This window comes from Ruania albidiflava DSM 18029, from assembly GCF_000421225.1.
GTDB classification, from domain to species: domain Bacteria; phylum Actinomycetota; class Actinomycetes; order Actinomycetales; family Beutenbergiaceae; genus Ruania; species Ruania albidiflava.
The window spans coordinates 98,287-115,344 of record NZ_ATWL01000004.1 but is presented as its reverse complement, the minus strand read 5'-3'; the positions used below and the strand labels follow the sequence as shown (position 1 = coordinate 115,344).

14 protein-coding genes are annotated in these 17,058 nt (G+C 69.1%); 4 read left to right on the top strand and 10 right to left on the bottom strand.

What is annotated here, in order from left to right:
* Positions 1-42: 42 nt before the first annotated feature.
* Positions 43-1,896 carry a glycoside hydrolase family 127 protein gene (locus K338_RS0106670; RefSeq protein WP_022917402.1) on the bottom strand — a complete coding sequence of 618 codons (1,854 nt, stop codon included), beginning with the start codon at positions 1,894-1,896 and terminating at the stop codon, positions 43-45.
* A gap of 182 nt (positions 1,897-2,078) precedes the next feature.
* On the opposite strand from K338_RS0106670, the gene K338_RS20940 reads away from it, so the two are divergent.
* On the top strand, positions 2,079-4,394 hold the full coding sequence (locus K338_RS20940) for an alpha-L-arabinofuranosidase C-terminal domain-containing protein (RefSeq protein WP_022917401.1): 2,316 nt from the start codon (positions 2,079-2,081) through the stop codon (positions 4,392-4,394).
* A gap of 3 nt (positions 4,395-4,397) precedes the next feature.
* Here the strand turns inward: K338_RS20940 and K338_RS0106660 are convergent, their stop codons facing one another.
* The 4 genes from K338_RS0106660 to K338_RS0106645 form a co-directional block, all read right to left on the bottom strand.
* Positions 4,398-5,420: a LacI family DNA-binding transcriptional regulator gene (locus tag K338_RS0106660; protein WP_022917400.1), complete on the bottom strand. Its 1,023-nt coding sequence runs from the start codon at positions 5,418-5,420 to the stop codon at positions 4,398-4,400.
* On the bottom strand, positions 5,417-6,430 hold the full coding sequence (locus tag K338_RS0106655; protein ID WP_022917399.1) for a LacI family DNA-binding transcriptional regulator: 1,014 nt from the start codon (positions 6,428-6,430) through the stop codon (positions 5,417-5,419). Before K338_RS0106655 ends, K338_RS0106660 begins: the two co-directional genes overlap by 4 nt.
* Positions 6,431-6,572: 142 nt before the next feature.
* On the bottom strand, positions 6,573-7,058 hold the full coding sequence (locus K338_RS0106650) for a DUF1269 domain-containing protein (RefSeq protein WP_022917398.1): 486 nt from the start codon (positions 7,056-7,058) through the stop codon (positions 6,573-6,575).
* Positions 7,059-7,168: 110 nt separating this feature from the next.
* On the bottom strand, positions 7,169-8,452 hold the full coding sequence (locus K338_RS0106645; RefSeq protein WP_022917397.1) for an outer membrane protein assembly factor BamB family protein: 1,284 nt from the start codon (positions 8,450-8,452) through the stop codon (positions 7,169-7,171).
* 349 nt (positions 8,453-8,801) lie between these two features.
* Here K338_RS0106645 and K338_RS0106640 point away from each other — a divergent pair, with 349 nt between their 5' ends.
* Positions 8,802-9,788 carry a hypothetical protein gene (locus K338_RS0106640; RefSeq protein ID WP_022917396.1) on the top strand — a complete coding sequence of 329 codons (987 nt, stop codon included), beginning with the start codon at positions 8,802-8,804 and terminating at the stop codon, positions 9,786-9,788.
* A 109-nt stretch (positions 9,789-9,897) separates the two neighbouring features.
* Here the strand turns inward: K338_RS0106640 and K338_RS20935 are convergent, their stop codons facing one another.
* The 4 genes from K338_RS20935 to K338_RS0106620 all read right to left on the bottom strand — a co-directional run bounded on the left by K338_RS20935 (position 9,898) and on the right by K338_RS0106620 (position 13,335).
* The gene (locus tag K338_RS20935) at positions 9,898-11,136 is read right to left on the bottom strand and encodes an RNA polymerase sigma factor (protein ID WP_022917395.1); all 1,239 of its coding nucleotides are present in this window, start codon (positions 11,134-11,136) and stop codon (positions 9,898-9,900) included.
* Positions 11,136-11,576 carry a YciI family protein gene (locus K338_RS0106630; protein ID WP_022917394.1) on the bottom strand — a complete coding sequence of 147 codons (441 nt, stop codon included), beginning with the start codon at positions 11,574-11,576 and terminating at the stop codon, positions 11,136-11,138. Before K338_RS0106630 ends, K338_RS20935 begins: the two co-directional genes overlap by 1 nt.
* A gap of 112 nt (positions 11,577-11,688) precedes the next feature.
* Positions 11,689-12,501 carry a universal stress protein gene (locus tag K338_RS0106625; RefSeq protein WP_022917393.1) on the bottom strand — a complete coding sequence of 271 codons (813 nt, stop codon included), beginning with the start codon at positions 12,499-12,501 and terminating at the stop codon, positions 11,689-11,691.
* Between the two features lie 21 nt (positions 12,502-12,522).
* The gene (locus tag K338_RS0106620; RefSeq protein ID WP_169579526.1) at positions 12,523-13,335 is read right to left on the bottom strand and encodes a universal stress protein; all 813 of its coding nucleotides are present in this window, start codon (positions 13,333-13,335) and stop codon (positions 12,523-12,525) included.
* Between the two features lie 117 nt (positions 13,336-13,452).
* Between K338_RS0106620 and rlmC the strand changes: the two genes are divergently transcribed.
* Positions 13,453-14,586, top strand: a complete 1,134-nt coding sequence (gene rlmC / locus K338_RS0106615) for a 23S rRNA (uracil(747)-C(5))-methyltransferase RlmC (protein WP_022917391.1) — start codon at positions 13,453-13,455, stop codon at positions 14,584-14,586.
* Positions 14,587-14,719: 133 nt separating this feature from the next.
* Positions 14,720-15,811, top strand: coding sequence for a GTP pyrophosphokinase (locus K338_RS0106610; protein WP_022917390.1), 1,092 nt, complete (start codon positions 14,720-14,722; stop codon positions 15,809-15,811).
* An 86-nt stretch (positions 15,812-15,897) separates the two neighbouring features.
* Here the strand turns inward: K338_RS0106610 and K338_RS0106605 are convergent, their stop codons facing one another.
* Positions 15,898-17,052 (bottom strand): MFS transporter, encoded by a 1,155-nt coding sequence (locus K338_RS0106605; protein ID WP_022917389.1) that lies wholly within the window; start codon positions 17,050-17,052, stop codon positions 15,898-15,900.
* Positions 17,053-17,058 lie beyond the last annotated feature (6 nt).

Below are 17,058 nucleotides of genomic sequence, written 5' to 3'. Positions count from 1 at the left end.
GGGAGTGCCCGTGCGGCGCGCCGGACCCTCCGGCACGCCCGGTCAGCGGGCGGGCATCCACACCCGCATCGCATCGCCACCACGGTTGCCCCAGGTGGCGAATGGTCTGGCCACCAGCGGCACGCTCGACGGGCCGGTGGCAGGTGAGGGCGGTGTCGGCCGGTACAGGTCGGCGGGCCCCGGGTCGCCTGCCGTGCCGGTCAGCTCCAGTGCGCCGGTGCCCACGGTGACCGCCTGGTCGGGTGAGACGACCACGTCCTGGAGCGCTACGCCGTCGGGAAGGTCCACCTCCTCCAGGCAGTACACGAGCGGACCCCGCTCCAGGGCCACGGTGCCCCGGACGGCGTCGATACGTGGGTGCGGATACGTCCAGCGGGGCGAGAGGTCCAGCGCCACGGTGTGTTCCGTCGTCGGGTTCAGCCGTAGGTACCCGTCCTCGTCCGGTTGGACCTGCTCGCCGTCGAGACGCACCTGCGGCGACCAGCTGGGCACCCGCAGCGCGATCTGTACCCCGGGCCGGGCGGAACCGGTCAGGGCCACGGTGATCTCGCCGTTGTCGGGGTATCGGGTGGTGAGGCGCACGGTGCCGGTGCCGAGATGGTCCGGCAGGTCGATCTCGGCGTCGGCGATCTGGTGCACGGCGAGCTCGTCCGCGGTGCTGGAGGCCAGGTAGGCGCCGAGCTGGGCGACCACGCGGGCGATGTTCGGCGGGCAGCAGGCGCACGAGTACCAGGACTGCCGGTCGCGCGGAGCGTTCTCCTCGGAGGTCCGGTCCGGGCGCAGCTGCAGCGGGTTGGCGTAGAAGAACCGGGTGCCGGTGGCGTCCACGGCCGCGGCGAGCGCGTTGTACACCTCCCGCTCGATGACCTCGGCGTAGCGGGCACCGCCGTGGGCGAGCAGCATCCGCCAGGTCCAGTGCAGGTCGGCGATCGTGGCACAGGTCTCCGCGTACGCCCGGTCGGCGGGCAGCTCGTAGTCATCGCCGAACGCCTCACCACTGTGCCGCGCACCGAACGCTCCGGTGAGGTACATCTTGCGCTGGTGCACGTTGCGCCACTGCGCGTCCATCGCCGTGGCCAGCGCCTCCTCCCCGGTCTCCAGGTAGAGGTCGGTCACCCCCGCGTTCAGGTACAGCTGGCGTACGGCGTGTCCGACGGCGGTCCTCGCCTGCCGTACCGGCGCGTGGTCCTGGAAGTACTCGCTGCCGTGGAAACCGGCCTTGAGCAGACCGGTGCCGCGCAGGTCGATCATTCGCTGGGCCAGGTCCAGGTACCGGCGCTGGCCGGTGTGCCGGTACAGCTCGACCAGGGCGGTCTCGATCTCCGGGTGTCCGCAGATGCCCCGCTCGCCGGCCGGGCCGAACCGCCGGTCCACCAGGTCCGCGAACGAACGGGCGATCTGGAGCAGGTCAGAGCGGCCGGCTGCGCGGTCCAGGGCGACGGCTGCCTGGATGAGGTGTCCGAGCACGTAGAGCTCGTGCGTCCACTCCAGCTCGGCGAACTTCTTCTCCGGGTGCACGCCCTGGATCCAGGTCATCAGGTACCCGGTCGGCTCCTGCACCCGAGCGGCGAGCGCGATGACCTGGTCCAGCCAGCCGTCGAAGGCGTGGGTGCCGCTGCGTGCGATCTCCCAGGCGACCGCCTCGATGACCTTGTACAGGTCGGAGTCGGCGAACACGAAACCGCGGTACTCGGCACCGGACTCCCCGACCACTCGGCGGAAGTTGTCCAGCACCCCGGAGCTCTCCAGGGCCTCGATGCAGTGCGGAATGGTGACCTCCGCGTTGCGCTGCTGCCAAGCACCGAGCTGGCCGGTGGCACTCAGTCGCACAGACCGCAGGTCCAGCGGTCTGTGCGCGGCGAGCTCGGCTCGGAGCAGAGCGGGAGTGGCTGTCACGTCACGAACTCCTTCATCGACCTTGAAGGCGACAGTACGAGCAATCTTTCAGCGTTGTCAATAGCGAGACTTACGGAGCCAAGAACCCTCCTCGCACTCCGTTGTCCTGTGATTGATAACGCTGTACGGTCGGTTGTCTACTGCATCTAGCAGCCCATCCACAGTCTCGTGAAGGAACTCTCGTGAGCGATACGCCCACTGTGATCATCGGCCGACCAACAGGACGCGAGGTCAGCAGTGACCTCTGGGGGCTCTTCCTTGAGGACATCAACTACTCGCTGGACGGCGGGCTCAATGCCGATCTGGTCCGCAATGGTGACTTTGAAGCCACGCCAGCCGATGGCGCAGGGCAAGAGCCGCTCACCGGCTGGAGCCTGGCCGATCCCGACCGGGTCCAGGTGCGATCCGATATGCCCCTGTCCGTGGCCAATCGGACCTACCTACGGTTGGACGGGACCGGAGGGCCGACGTCGATACGGAACGCCGGCTACGACGAGGCAGGCATGCTGGTGCACCCCGGCGTCTACCGAGCACGGTTGGCGGCGCGACCTGCTCAGGACGGCACCCGACTACGGGTGAGGCTCATCGGGGAGGCGACTTCGGCCGCCGAGGCCACAGTGCAGCTCGATGAGGAACCGGACACCTGGCGCTGGTACGAGTGTGACCTCAATGTTTCTGAGCCCGGGCGAACAGAGCTGGAGATCAGCCTCGAGTCGGGGACGGCCGACGTCGACCTGATCGAGCTGCGCCCGGTCGATCCGGAGACCGGAAAGCCGCTGCTGTTCCGCACCGATCTTGTCGATACCCTCGCACAACTACGCCCGGCGTTCGTGCGCTTCCCTGGCGGCTGTGTCGCCCATGGCTACGGACTGGACAACATCTACCACTGGAAACAGACCATCGGGCCACGTGAGGAACGCCGGGGGATGCCCAACACCTGGGGCTACCGGCAGTCGATGCGCATCGGCTACCACGAATACTTCCTGCTGTGCGAACGACTCGGCGCCAGTCCCATGCCGGTGGTCGCCGCCGGCGTCTGCTGCCAGAACGTTCCCGGCGGTCCGCAGGCCATCCCGCAGCAGCGCATGCCGCAGTACATCCAAGACGTCCTAGATCTGATCGAGTACGCGAATGGGCCTGCCGACAGCCGATGGGGAGCGGTTCGGGCTGCGGCTGGGCATCCGGAACCCTTCGGTCTGCGGTACCTCGGCCTGGGTAACGAAGACGTGATCAACGACCAGTTCGAAGACCGGTTCACGCAGATCTTCGAGACCGTTCAGAAGGCTCACCCGGAGGTCACCGTCATCGGAACCCTGGGGCCTAAGCCCTATGGCCCGGACTACGATAATGGCTGGCGACTCGCCCGTCAGCATGGGGTGCGGATGGTCGACGAGCACAGCTACCGCACACCTCGATGGCTGCTGCAGAATGTCGATCGGTTCGAGGCCTACGACCGCGCCGGACCGTCGGTGTACCTCGGTGAATGGGCCGGGCGGACCTCGACAGTGCGGTCTGCTGTTGCGGAGGCCGCGTACATGGTCGCTATCGAGCGCAACTCCGACATTGTCCCCTTGGCCTCCTATGCACCGCTGCTGGCTCGGGTGGGACATACGCAATGGGTTCCCGATCTCATCTACTTCTCCGACGAGGCGGTGTTGCCGAGCGCGAGCTACCACGTGGCGCGCATGCTGGCGGAGCATCGTGGGGAACAGGTGCTTGAGTGCCACATCAGCTCGGCACCCACGAGCGACCAGCCGCCGCCATCGCTGCATACGATCGAGTTACGCAGCCCCGGAGCCACCACCCACTTCAGCAACATCAGGATCAACGGCACGACTCGGGACGCTGTCACGGTCACCGACGACGGCTCCAGAGTGCGCATCAGCGGACAGTCGGGCTCCGGCCGGGACGGAGTCGCTGAGCTGACCCTCACTGCTCGGCGAAGCGCTGGTGAGGACGGTTTCGTCGTCGGTTTTGGCGACCCGGCAACTGGCACTATGCACGAGTGTCGGATCGGCGAGTGGCGCAACCGGGGCCTGACGCTGTGGCGACGCGATGACGACATCAGCGATGAGGTCGACGGACCGCACCCCTTCAGCGGCGTGCGCACCGATATGGAGACCACGCTCCGCGTGCGCCTGGAGGGGCCGCGAATTCAGGTCTGGCTCGATGATGAGCAGATCCACGACCATCGCGACGATCTGCGCCCCGCCCCCGCACTCGTCGCAGGTGCCACCCAGCGGGGGGAGCAGACGCTGGTCACACTAGTCTGCGCAGCTGACACCGCTCAGCAGGTCACCGTCGCGGGGCTGTCGGTGAGGCCGGGCGCCCTCATCCCTACAGTCACCTTCGCGGGCGTCGATCCGGCAGCCGGAAGGCCGGGTGAAGCATCGCCTGTCAAGCCCAGATCCGGTGAGATCGTCGCAGGGGAGGGCGCGCTGGACCTTGAGCTTCCGCCCTGGTCGGTCATGACCCTCACTGCCGATCCGCGCCGCTGACTGTCAATCGCTCCGGGGAGCGGAGGATGCCCGGACCACCAGGTGCGCCCCGGTGCGCATGGTGCGCGGTTCGTGTGCTTGACCGGCGAGGCGCTCCAGCAGCATCTGCACGGCCTCGCCGACCATCTCTTCCTGGTTCGGGTTCACCGAGGTCAACGAGGGGGAGGTGAACCTGCCCTCTTCGGTGTCATCGAATCCGGTGAGCGCGACATCCTCAGGCACCCTGCGCCCGGCGGTGCGCAGGGCGCGTAATGCTCCCACTGCGGTCGCGTCGTTGACACATACGACTCCGTCAAACGCGAGTCCAGTGCGCAGGAGCCCCACCATTGCCTCATAGCCCGAAGCCCGTCGATCCCAGTCAGAACCGGCGCCGAACAATGCCTCGTCCGGCCGCAGCTGTCGCTCCTCATGTGCGGCGAGGAAGCCCGCGAACCGGCCGCCCGAGGGCGCGCCTTCGCTGTTCTGGTTCCAGACCAGCGCGAGTCGTTCGCGGCCCGAGTCCAGCAGGTGTGCAGTCACCGCACGGAACCCCTCCCGCTCTCCCATCAGGACAGTGTCCATCAGCGGGTTAGGACTCCCACCCAGCTGCACCGTCGGACGGGTCGGACGCACGCCAGCAAGCATGTCGCCGATGAAGAAGTGCGGGCAGATGATCACCCCGTCCGCATCGGCCGTGGTCGCACCGGTAACAGCGTCCAGCTCCGCCTGGGCATCCCACGCTAGCCGCAGGGTGCTAGTCAACCCATGCTCCGCGAGCGCGAGGATCAGCCGTTCAGCTACCTCTGCGAAGTAGGGCTGGTACAACATCGGGACCACCACGGCGATGCGCCCGCTGCGGCCTGAGGCAAGGCTCCGCCCGGCGGGGTTCACCTGGTAGCCCACCGCTTCGATGGCAGCACGCACCCTGTCCTCGGTGGTCGCAGAAACGTAGCGACGACTAAGCAGCACATTAGAGACGGTCTTGGCTGAGACGCCGGCGACTGCAGCGACGTCGGCAAGGGTGGGTCGGCGCTCAGGGGCACTCATTGCTGATTCCCCCCGAGCGTGGACTCCCGGCGGACCAAGGCGACCGGACAGGTGACCGGCGGCTGTGGCGGGCCGCCAGCGAGCCGCGCGACGAGCAGGTCTGCGGCGGTGCGCGCCATCCGTTCCACGCCCAGGTCCACCGTGGTCAGGCTCGGCGTGGAGAACTGGCCATCGTCCAGGTTGCCGCATCCGATCACCGCGACTCGGTCCGGTACGGAGATCCCGGCGTGGGCCAGACCGGAGAGGGCCCCCATGGCGATCTCGTCATCAGCACACACCAGCGCATCGGTTGCGCCGCACTCGGCCAGCACGCGTTGTGCGGCCTGGTACCCGCCGCTGCGGGCATTAGCCGGATTGATGGGCACCATGGGTGCGTCTGGGTCGAGGCCGGCACCTCGCAGCCGCTGGCGCAGCACGTGCTCGGCTGCCCGCGGGTGTCCGATCAGCACGGGACGGTGCCGAGACATCACCGCGAGGTGCCTGGTAATCAGTGCGGCGATCTCCTCCAGGTCGCAAGAAACGCGATCGAACGCAGCCATCTCGTCGGTACCGCTTCCTTCCACCGAGACCCCCTCCCCCAGCGCCGCACCAGGCGAGCCGTCGACGACCACGAGAGCTACGTCGTCCGGCAATGGCACCGCCAGCTCAGGCGGACGCACCATTAGCACACCGTCGAAAGTGCGTCCGATCCGCGCGAGGATATCCTCGATCCGGGCGGGGTCGTCATGGGTGGGCTCGACCGCTGCATGCAGGCCGTGCCCATCGACCTCACGGACCAAGGCCTCGGTGATGAGTGCGAGCGCTGGCCGCCGCAGTTCGGTGACGGCAATCGCCACCACACCAGTGCGTCCGGTACGCAGCGTCCGTGCGGCTGCGTTCGGGACCCACGCCAACTCGGTGATGGCAGCATGCACGAGCTGCCTGGTTTCCGGGCGGATGTGGGGTTCGCCGTTCACCACGCGCGAGACCGTCTTCACCGACACGCCAGCTCGCCCGGCGACATCCCGCATAGTCACTCGCATGCAAAGAACCTTAGGCCGCGAACACTGCGGGGAGCGCCGTACGGATCAACAGATCCTCGTGCGACACCCGCCCGCGCGACATTCCCGGAAACTGGCGTGGCCACTCCCGAGCTTCAGCGGTGCGGCCCGATCAGCTCTCGAAGGCCCGCCGCACGTCCTCGACCTCACCCTGCACGAGGTTGCTCGCCACCAGGGTGGCGCTCTGGCCGCGGAAGCGCTCGGCGAGCCGGTCAAGGTCGCTGTCGGAGGAGACCACGAACAGCGCGGACGTTCCTGCCACCACCTGCTGGTCGATGGCATCCAGCTGATCCTGGGTGATGCCCACGTCCTGAACCCGCTTGCGCAGGATGCTCACCAGCGCACCGGCGGCCGCACCTAGCGTGGGCAGAAGCATCAGCGACCCGATGACCGCCCCGATCAGCGCGCCCCAGCCGGCCGCCCGCCACTCATCGCGGTTCTCGTACTTCACCTTCGGCTGGTCGGCACCGGTCGGCCACTCCACCACGGCGTAGTCCTCGACCTTCACCAGCCCCTCCCGCCAGGCCTGCTTGAGGGTATGGGAAGCACTCTCAGCGGCGTCGGCAGCGTCGAACTTCCAAGCGGTGAACGTGGTCATGATGGGTGTCCTCTCCGTGGTCAACAGATAGAGCCCATTCTGGTGCGCCACCTCTGCGAGCGTCTAGGGATTCGCGACCGCGCCCTCGAGGCGCGAGTCGGCGCCAGTGGCTACTCTTCGCCGAGCAGCATCAGGGCATCGAACGTGTTCACCAGTACCCGATGACCGGGAAGGGCCCGCACGTCAGAGACGCCCTCCGGCACCAGAGTGGTCGAGATGATCTCCCCGCTGTCCGCGTCCACCACAGTGACGTAGGCGGGGTGCTGGAGGAAGTCCCGCTCGCTCTCGTCCGCAAGCGGCGCCACCATGGGGTTGTGCTCTGCTGCCCGAGCCGCACTGATAATCACGGCCGTCTCGCTGTCACCGGTCACGGAACGCACCCGCACACCAGGCGACTCGAGCTGCCAGCGCCGCTGGAGAGTCAGGGCCTCGGACGCCGTCACATCGACGGTGCTGGACCGGAACACCAAGCCGCCGGCGGAGAAGTCCCAGACGTCAAGCGGGCGCTCGGACGCGCTCGCGCCGAAGTCCCGTGACGGCACCTCCTGAACGGTACCGTCGGCCACATCCATCGCAAGCAGCGCCTGCGGCTCGGTGCTCGCCTCCACCACCGCATACGCCAGTGCGTCGGTACCCGCCCGATGCGGCGGCAGCGGATAGACGTACTCCTCGCTCGAGCACAGCTCGTCGGCGCGCCACAGATGCTCGCCGTCAGTGATCCGGTAGCCGTCCAGCCGGCACTCGCTACCGCTGCCGCCCCCGGTGACCAGGACATCGCCGTAGACGTGCTGCTCACGAACGTGCTCCATCGGAAAACCACCGAGGACCTCACCGGACTCGGGATCGATCAGCAGGCCCCGCTCAGCCTGCGGCACGGTCACCACCGTGGGCAGCACCTCCCCTTCGGAGGCGAGGAAGTCCCAACGTTCCAGATGAGCAGTGTCGAGCTCTCGTTGCCATGCCTCCTGGCCGGAGGGATCGATGCCGACGAGGTGGCAGTCGGGCCTCTCCTCGGAGTCGCAGCTCGCGTAGACGACGTAACCGTCCCGTGCCGCAAACACACCGTCGAACTCGTCCTGACCACCTGGAAGGTCGAGCTGCCACTTCAGGTCGCCCTCGGCGGTGTAGCGGCTGAGCTCGTCCGAATCGACGGCGATCACACCCCCGTCCTGAGGGAGCCACGTTCCGCCCGAGAGCTCCCACGCGAGCGAACCATCGTCGACATCGACCGAACCCAAAGTCTCGTCTATCGCCTCGGCGGCATAGACGGTGCCGTCCACGACCATCAGCTGGCCGCGTATCCGGTCCGCTGTCCAGATCACTGCGCTGTCAGTCTCTGCTCGATGAGCCAGGTGCGGCGCCCCGATCAGCACTACGGCGAGCAGCACCGCCACCGCGCCACCCAGACCACCGGCGCGTAACCGAAGGCGCCACCCGGTCCGGCGAACACCCTGGGCACGTTCCGCTCGCCGGCACTGCGCTCGGTAGAGCTGTATCGCCAGACCAGCCGCTACCAGGACCACGCCCACGATATATTTCGCCGGCTGCGGTTCGACAACCGCCCAAGCCGCCATTCCCAGCCCTGTCACCAGGGCGACCAAGGACACGACAAACACAGGACCCCTCTTTCCCGGTTCAGCGAGCACCCGCGACCCCCCGCAGGCACTCCCATCGATCCTCCGCACAGTAGCAGCACGGAGTGGGCCAGCCGCCTCCCGGCGTGGTTGATGCCAAGATGGGCACATGCTGCGCCGTACACCCGTGCTGGTCACCGCTGCCGCTGTCGCCGTCGCGGGGACGCTGGCCTCGTGCGACGGCGACAGCGACGGCGACTCGCTCACCGACCTCGAGAGCGCCTTGGCGGCCGTGCCTGCGACGGACGAGAACCTCACCCTGATCGCCTGGACCAACATCTCTGCCGCCGTTGTGCTGGGTGCCTACGAGGAGTACCCGAACCCCTTCGCTACCGCGGGTCTCATCGGGTACGGAGGGCTTGCCACCGCCGTGCGACAGTTCGACCCCGCTCTCCTACCAGCCACCGACACGGACGGGTCCGCCGTAGTGTCGATGGGCCGGCCGCCCGATACCGCGTTCCGGATCGACGGTGTCGATGCGGCCGCGGTCGACGAGTTCTTCGCCGGCGCCGACGGCAACGAGAGCGAGCTGGCCGACGGGACCCTGCTGGTCCGGCGGGAGGACTACGCGATGGACCCGTCGGATGACCGCCTGCCCTCGACCGTGCTGGCACAGATGAACACGGTCTGGTTCGGCGATTCCACACTGATCGGCTCGTCGACGCAGCCCCACGCGACCAGCCTGGTGCAGGGCGAGGGGGAGAGCGCAGCGGACGCGGCTGTCTACGCTGGCATCACTGACTGCCTCGGCGAGGTTCTGGCCGCCGAGCTGCACTCCGGCGAGGCCTCGTCCATCGGAGTGGCCTACGGTCTCGGCTACGACGGCACAGCCGAGGACCCTGAGGTCCGTCTGTGCCTCCACGCCGACGACCCGGAGGACATGGCCGAGACGATCCGCGACTCCCTCTCCTCCGGCCTCGAGCCAAGCGTGCAACGCCCCTGGAGCGATGTGCTCGGACCTGCCGAGGTGGAGGTCAGCGGCGACTGGGTCCAGCTCCGCCTGACCGATCCTGAACCGGCGGACGCGCTGTACCAGGTCGTGCAGTCGCAGACGCTGTCCGCATTGCTCGGGGAGGACATCCCCACCCGCGGCTGATCCCACCGCCCCGCGGGTCCGCACCACTGAGGCACCATCCAGTGTCCGCGGCAGCTGACAGTGAGCTCCTGCGCCGGATCGCACCTCAGTTGGGGCGTGGGGGTGGTGGTCAGTGCGAGCCGAGCGCCTCCGCCTTTGCCTGCAGGGTGCGTGCCACCTGGGTGTTCGTGGCGGCCTCAGCGGCGGCGAGCAGCTCGCCACGAGCCTCGGCCCGGCGACCGAGGCGGCTGAGCAGCTCCCCACGCACGCTGGGCAGCAGGTGTGAGGTCGGCAGCGCTCCGGAGGCCGCGACCGCCTCCACCAGTGCCAGCGCATCGGCCGGGCGGCCGGCCATCGCCACCGCCACAGCCCGGTTCAGCTCCACCACCGGATTCGGCGCCAGACGGCTCAGGGCCTCATAGAGCACCACGACCTGCTCCCAGTCGGTCTCCGCCACACTCGGTGCCACCGCATGGCACTGAGCGATCGCGGCCTGCAGGGCATATCGGCCGCGTCCCTTGCCGAACCGGTCTGCCTGGGCCAACGCGGCCTGCCCGCGGCGGATCTGGCCGTGGTCCCAGCGGCGGCGGTCCTGGTCCTCCAGCAGCACTGCGGCTCCGGTCGCGTCGGTGCGCGCGGGGAAGCGCGCAGACTGCAGCTCCATCAGCGCCACCAACGCGTGCACCTCCGGCTCGTTGGGCACCAGACCGGCAAGCACTCGACCGAGCCGGAGCGCCTCTCGCGCGAGGTCAGGTCGGACGACCTGCTGCCCGGCAGTGGCCGCATACCCCTCGGTGAAGATCAGGTAGACGACTCCGAGCACACCGGCGAGCCGCTCGTTCCACTGTGCCGGTTCGGGCGTCTCGAACGGCACCCGTGCTGCTGTCAGCGTGCGCTTGGCGCGGGTGATCCGTGCTTGCACCGTGGGCACTGATGTCAGCAGCATCCGGGCGATCTCAGTGGTGCCGAGACCACCGACCACCCGGAGGGTCAACGCCACCTGCGCCGGCCGGGAGAGCACCGGGTGGCAGGCGATGAAGACCAACCGGAGCACGTCGTCGGGAATGGGTTCCCAGTCCGGTTCGGTCTCCGCGGGCAGCACAGCGGCAAGCTGGGCGTACCGCTCGCGACGGCGGTCCTCCCGTCTCCAGGTGTCGATCGCCCGCCGTTTCGCCACAGCGGTCAGCCACGCCCCAGGGTTGCGGGGCACACCCTCACCTGGCCACTGCTCGAGCGCGGCGAGCACCGCTGCGCTGGCGAGGTCCTCGGCGAGCGCCACGTCCCCGGTGACCCGGGTGAGCGTGGCGACCACCGAGGCGCCCTCGATCCGCCAGACGGCAGCGATCCGTTCAGTGACCTCCTCGCTCACTACGGTGCGGTCTGCGCGCGCCGCTGGGCCTGCTCGGCGCGCCAGCCCTTCTCCTTCTGCACGTACTCGTGGTCGGCGTAGTCCGCGAAGTCGGACTCCTCATGGATGCGCCGCACCTCGATGCGCGCGCCGCGACCAAGTGGCGCCCGCCGCGCCCACTCCACAGCCTCGGCCTTGCTCGGCACCTCGAGGATCCAGAATCCGTTGAACAGCTCGTGCACCTCACCGTAGGGGCCGTCGGTGACGACCGGGTCCTCGGTGTCGAAGTTCACCACCGCACCCTCGTCAGCATCGGAGAGGCCCTCGCCGCCCAGCATCACCCCGGCATTCATCATCTGCTCGTTGTACTTGCCCATCGCGGTGAGCACCTCGGCGAAGTCGGTGTTCTCGTGCTCGGCGACTGCGGCCGGGGTGCTGCGCATGATCAGCATGTACTTCATCTCATCCACTCCTGTGGTCCAGGAGGGCACCGGATGTGCCCTCTCACCATGACGTCGCCCGGGACAACCGCAGATCGACATCCGCACCGAAACTTCTCTCGCGACCCGCAGGTCAAGGCCGCGGCACCACCAGCACCGGATAGCCTGCCGTGCGCACCACCCGGGCTGACACCGAACCGAGGAACACCCGCCGCACGCGGCCGCGGCCCCGTGATCCGCAGACCAGCATGCTCGGCCGTTCCCCCGGCAGGTCGGCCAGCACCGCAGCCACGCTGCCCCGCAGCGGCAGCACCTCGCCAGTGGCGGGCACCGGCAGGTGGTCGGCCACGTCGCCCACGGCGAGCGCCTGCGTGGAGGGCAACGACCCGTCGGCGACCGAGACCACCCGCACCGTCCGGCCAAGCTGCTCGGCCAGCCGCGCCGCGTGCTGCACCGCCCCGTCCGACTCGGCGGAGCCGTCGTAGGCCACGGCGACCGGTCCGGCCAGCGACCCGTGTGCGGCGTAGCCCTTCGGGGTGACCACCACCGGGCAGGCCGCACCGTCCAGCACGCGTTCCACCGTGCTGCCCAGGGACACCCGTCCCAGCGTTGCGCTCGCACTGGCGCCGAGCACGACCACCCGCGGCGTCTGCGCCTCCAGGTGCTCGAGCAGCACCCGGGAGGCCCGCCCGGGCCCGAGGGCCAGCATGGTGGTCTCCACCCGGCCGCTGACCAGCTCACGCGCCACCTCCAGCTTCCGGTCCGCCTCCGCCCGGGCACTGTCGAGCCAGCCCACGTCCTGCGCAGCGGGCAGCATGCCCTCGGCGGCACCGGGGTAGGCCACCACGACCTGCACCGACTCGTGCAGGGCAGTCGCCAGCTCCAGGCCGAGGGCCAGGGCGTCCCGGCCCTGCTCGGTGTCGTCGAAACCCACAGTGAGCGTCATCAGTCAGACCATCCGATCGATTCAGGGCCGCGGTACCACGACCACGGGGTAGGCGGCCGAGCGGACCACCAGCACAGAGACCGAGCCGAGGAACACCTGCCGCACCGGCCCGTACCCGCGGGAGCCGCAGACCAGCATGCTGGGCCGTTCTCCTGGCAGGTCGGCCAGCACCGCGGCCACACTGCGCCGCACGGGCAGCACCTCACCGGTCGCGGGGACGTCCAGCTGGTCCGCCACGTCCACCACCTGGTCCTCCAGACCGGAGCGCATCCCGCCGTCAGCCACTGCCACCACCCGCACCGTCCGACCGGACCGGGCGGCCAGCCCGGCGGCGAACTGCACGGCATGCTCCGACTCCGGGGAGCCGTCGTAGGCGACCACGACCGGGCCGATCAGCTCGGTGCGACCGGCATACCCCTTCGGGGCGACCACCACCGGGCAGGCGACCCCGTGCAGCAGCCGCTCCACAGTGCTGCCTGGGGAGACCCGCCCGAAGGAGGCACGCGAGCTAGAGCCCAGCACGATCGCGCGCGGCTTCTCGGACTCGGCGTACTCGTACAGCATCCGCGCCGCCGACCCGGGGCCGAGGGTGATCGTGTCCATGTCGATGCGGCCGCCCACCAGGTCGCGTGCCACGTCCAGCTTCTGCTCGGCGACCGCCCGCACCTGGGCCACCCACTGGCTGTCCTGTGCGGCGTACAGCATGCCGCGGTCGTCCCCGGGGAAGACCGAGGCGACCGTCAGGGTGCGGTCGAACGCCTGCGCCAGCACCACGCCCAGGTCCAGCGCGTCCCGGCTCTGCGCGGTGTCGTCGAAACCGACTGTGAGTTCCATCAGCTGCACCATCCGATCGGTCGTCGCCAGGCCGGCACCGGCCCCTGCCTCAGGCACGATTCTCCCGGCCGGAGGGCCCGGTGTCCTGCCGATGACCGGCAAGCGTAGGCTCTGCGGGTGCACTGTGGGTACTACGACAGCCACCGCTGCCGTTCGTGCACCCTCATCGAGACCCGATATGCCGTCCAGCTGGCGGACAAGGACTCCCGCGCCCGAGCAGTGGTGGCGGCCGCAGCGGGTGCGGACCTGGACTGGGCTGCCCCGGTCGCCTCCGCCGAGTCCGGTTTCCGGAACAAGGCGAAGATGGTGGTCGGCGGTACTGTGGCGCACCCCACCCTCGGCATCCTTGGCCCCGGTCGGGCCGGAGTGGACCTGCGTGGGTGCAGCCTGCACGAGGAGCCGATCGTCGCGGCGCTCACGCGCCTCTCGGAGTTCATCACGACGGCGCAGCTCACCCCGTACCAGGTCTCCTCCCGCCGCGGAGAGCTCAAGTACGTGCTGGTGACGGCGTCCCCCACCGGGGAGCTGATGGTCCGGTTCGTGCTCCGCTCCACAGAGGCGCTGCCCCGGATCCGCAAGCACCTGCGGGCACTGCGTGCCGCACTGCCGCAGCTGGTGGTCGCCTCGGTGAACCTGCAGCCAGCGCCCGCGGCGGTGATCGAGGGGGAGCAGGAGATCCTGCTCACCGGGTCCTCCGCGCTACCGCTGGAGCTGAACGGGCTGTGCCTGCACCTGCGGCCGCAGAGCTTCTTCCAGACGAACACTGCTGTGGCGGCAGCGTTGTACCGGCAGGCGGTCTCCTGGACCCGCGCCCTCCCGGTGCGCACTGTGTGGGACCTGTACTGCGGTGTCGGTGGCTTTGCGCTGCACCTGGCCGGACCTGGCCGGCAGGTGACCGGGTTCGAGATCAGTGCACAGGCGGTCGCCAGCGCCCGGTGCAGCGCTGCCCAGGCGGGACTGGAGGGCCAGGTGAGCTTCGCCGTCGGCGATGCCACGCACCTGGCCACCCGATCGGGTGACGTGGCAGACCTGGTGGTGGTGAACCCGCCCCGCCGAGGGATCGGCGAGAAGCTCGCCAGCCACCTGGAGCAGTCCGGGGTGCAGCACGTGCTGTACTCCAGCTGCAACGTGGACTCCCTCGGCCGCGACCTGGCGCGGATGCGGTCCCTGCGCCCGGTGCGCGGACAGGTGCTGGACATGTTCCCGCAGACCGGGCACTTCGAGACTCTCGTGCTGCTGGAACGTCGCTGACCCTCGCTCCCCCGGTGGGCTGCCGGGCACAGGGCCACCGGGCAGTGGTCACCGGTGCCCTAGTTCTCCTGACCGCGCCCGCGAGAAGTCCTACAGTGGGAACGCACCGTGAGGGAGAGCGCGAAGGGGAGCAATGGGGGAGTCAGCGGCCACTGTCGACGTCACGATCTGGGACTGGCTCCCGCAGGCGGCACAAGAGGTGGAGCACTACCTCGAACGACTGCTCGCGGAGGCGGCGATCAGCGCGCACGCAGTCGATGCGCGCGCCAAGAAGATCGAGTCCTTCCAGGAGAAGTGCCGCCGCAAGCAGTACACCGACCCGCTCCAGGACGTCACGGACACTGTGGCGGTGCGGATCATCACCTACTCGCTGACCGATCGGGACCGCGCCGAGAGACTGCTGGTCGACCGGTTCCAGATCGCGGAGAACCACAATCCCGGTGCTGCCAAGCCCCAGAGCCGCCGGGGCTACGACTGCAGCCACCTGGTGGTGACCGGGGAGCGGGCAGGGGTCGAACCCGGATGGCTGATCGCCGGCGGCAGGCTCGCGCAGTACTTCGACACGTTCGGAGGGCTGGAGATCCAGCTCCGGACAGTAGCGGCGCACTCCTGGGCGGAGTTCGAGCACGCACGGCGGTACAAGGGCCAGCCATACCAGGCGATCAGCGACCACGACCGCGCGACCGTCGACCAGCTGTTCGGTGCGGCGTCTGACGCCCGTCGAGCGTTGGACGAGCTGTTCGTGGCGATCGACCGCGTGCTGGCCAACCCGACCGCGCCGTCCTCTCCTCCGGCGGCCCTCGAGGAGGCTGCGCCGCCCAGCGGCGATCCGGCCGGCCCGCCCACCGGGCGCCAGACCCCCGTGCAGCCGGCACCGCTGCGTACCTACCTCGCCGAGCGGTTCCCTGATGACGGCGAGGCCAGCGCGAAGGGCATGCAGTTCGCCTGCGAGCTCATCGACGCGTGCGGACTGTCCTCGATCGAGGCACTGGCTCGTGCGCTGGAGGGCGTCGACAGCGACCAGGTACGCCGCCTGATGGACACGGCCACAGCGGTGACCCGGGTGCGCCGGCTGGATGACACGTTGCTCGCCCGGTTCGGCGAGGAGTACATCGCGGCCACCGGTGCGCTCGGGAACGTCCCGCGACGCAGCCAGCAGCTGGAGTGGCGTTATGACCGACTCCGGGGCAAGCTCCCGGTGTCGAATGCCGGCAGGAAGCGCTGACCACACCGGTCGGAGAAGGTCACTGAGGATCGGGCACCGGTGCCCGGGTTCTATTGACTTTCGAGGATGGGGTGGCGGCAGTGGGGTCAGCGCAGCAGCCGCCGATCGAACAGTGGCACCAGACCGGCCGAGGCGAGGCTGAGCACGCCAAGCACCCAGAACACCGGCACCACCGAGTCGCCCACCCACGCGCCGACACCCAGCACCAGCACCGCCCCGATGCCGTTGGCCAGTCCGATCGCGATCCCTGAACCCATCGACGGGTTCTCGGCGAAGATCTCCTGCCCAAGCAGCACCGTGGTGGAGGCGGTGAGGAACATCATCACCCCGAGCAGCCCGGAGACCACCCACACACCGGGACCCGTCAGGTAGGCGGTCGGCACGATGAGCAGCCCGGTGCCGACCGCGGAGATCAGCAGCGTGGCACGGGTGCCGATCCGGTCGGTGAGGTAACCGCCGGACAGGTTTCCTACCACGCCCACGGTCATCATCGTGGTGATCAGCGACGCTCCGGTGACCAGCGAGTAGCCGCGCTGGTCCCACAGCACCGGCACAAATGTGGCGAACGCGTAGATCCCCACCATCCGCAGGCTCTGGTAGGCGATCAGCAGGCTCATCGGCCGGGCGTGCACGCTGAGCCGGATCGCCGGGCCCTGCTGCGGCTTCGGCGGCAGCGCGGGCAGCCAGCGGAGCAGGAACGGCAACGTCACCAGCCCCGGCACCGCCACCACCCACAGGTAGGTCAGGCCCAGGTGAGCCACGATCACGCTCGCGATCGTCGGCCACAGGCCGCGGCCCAGTTCCCCGCCGACCAGGAAGGCGGAGGTGAGCAGGCCCTGCCGCCCGCTGAACAGCTGCCGCACGCTGGCGATTGCCTGTGGGTGGAAGAACGCGTTGCCCACGCCGATCAGTACCAGCAACACGATCAGCAGCGCGGTGGAGCGCACCACTCCGATCAGCCCGCCGCCCACCGAGGCCAGCGCCAGACCGAGCACCACCAGGGCCTTGCCACCGAGCCGGTCGGCGATCCGTCCGGCGACCGGTTGCAGGGCCTGCCCGATCGTCAGCGCCGTCACCAGTACCGCCGCCATCTGCACCGGCTGACCGATCGTGACCAGCACCGCCGGGAGCACGCCGGGCAGGTAGTTGGAGGCGCCGTCGTTGAGGAAGTGTGCCCAGGTGAGTCCGCCGAGCCGTCGGTACTGTGCGGGCCGCTGCCCAGTGCTCCCACCGCTGCTCATCCAGCG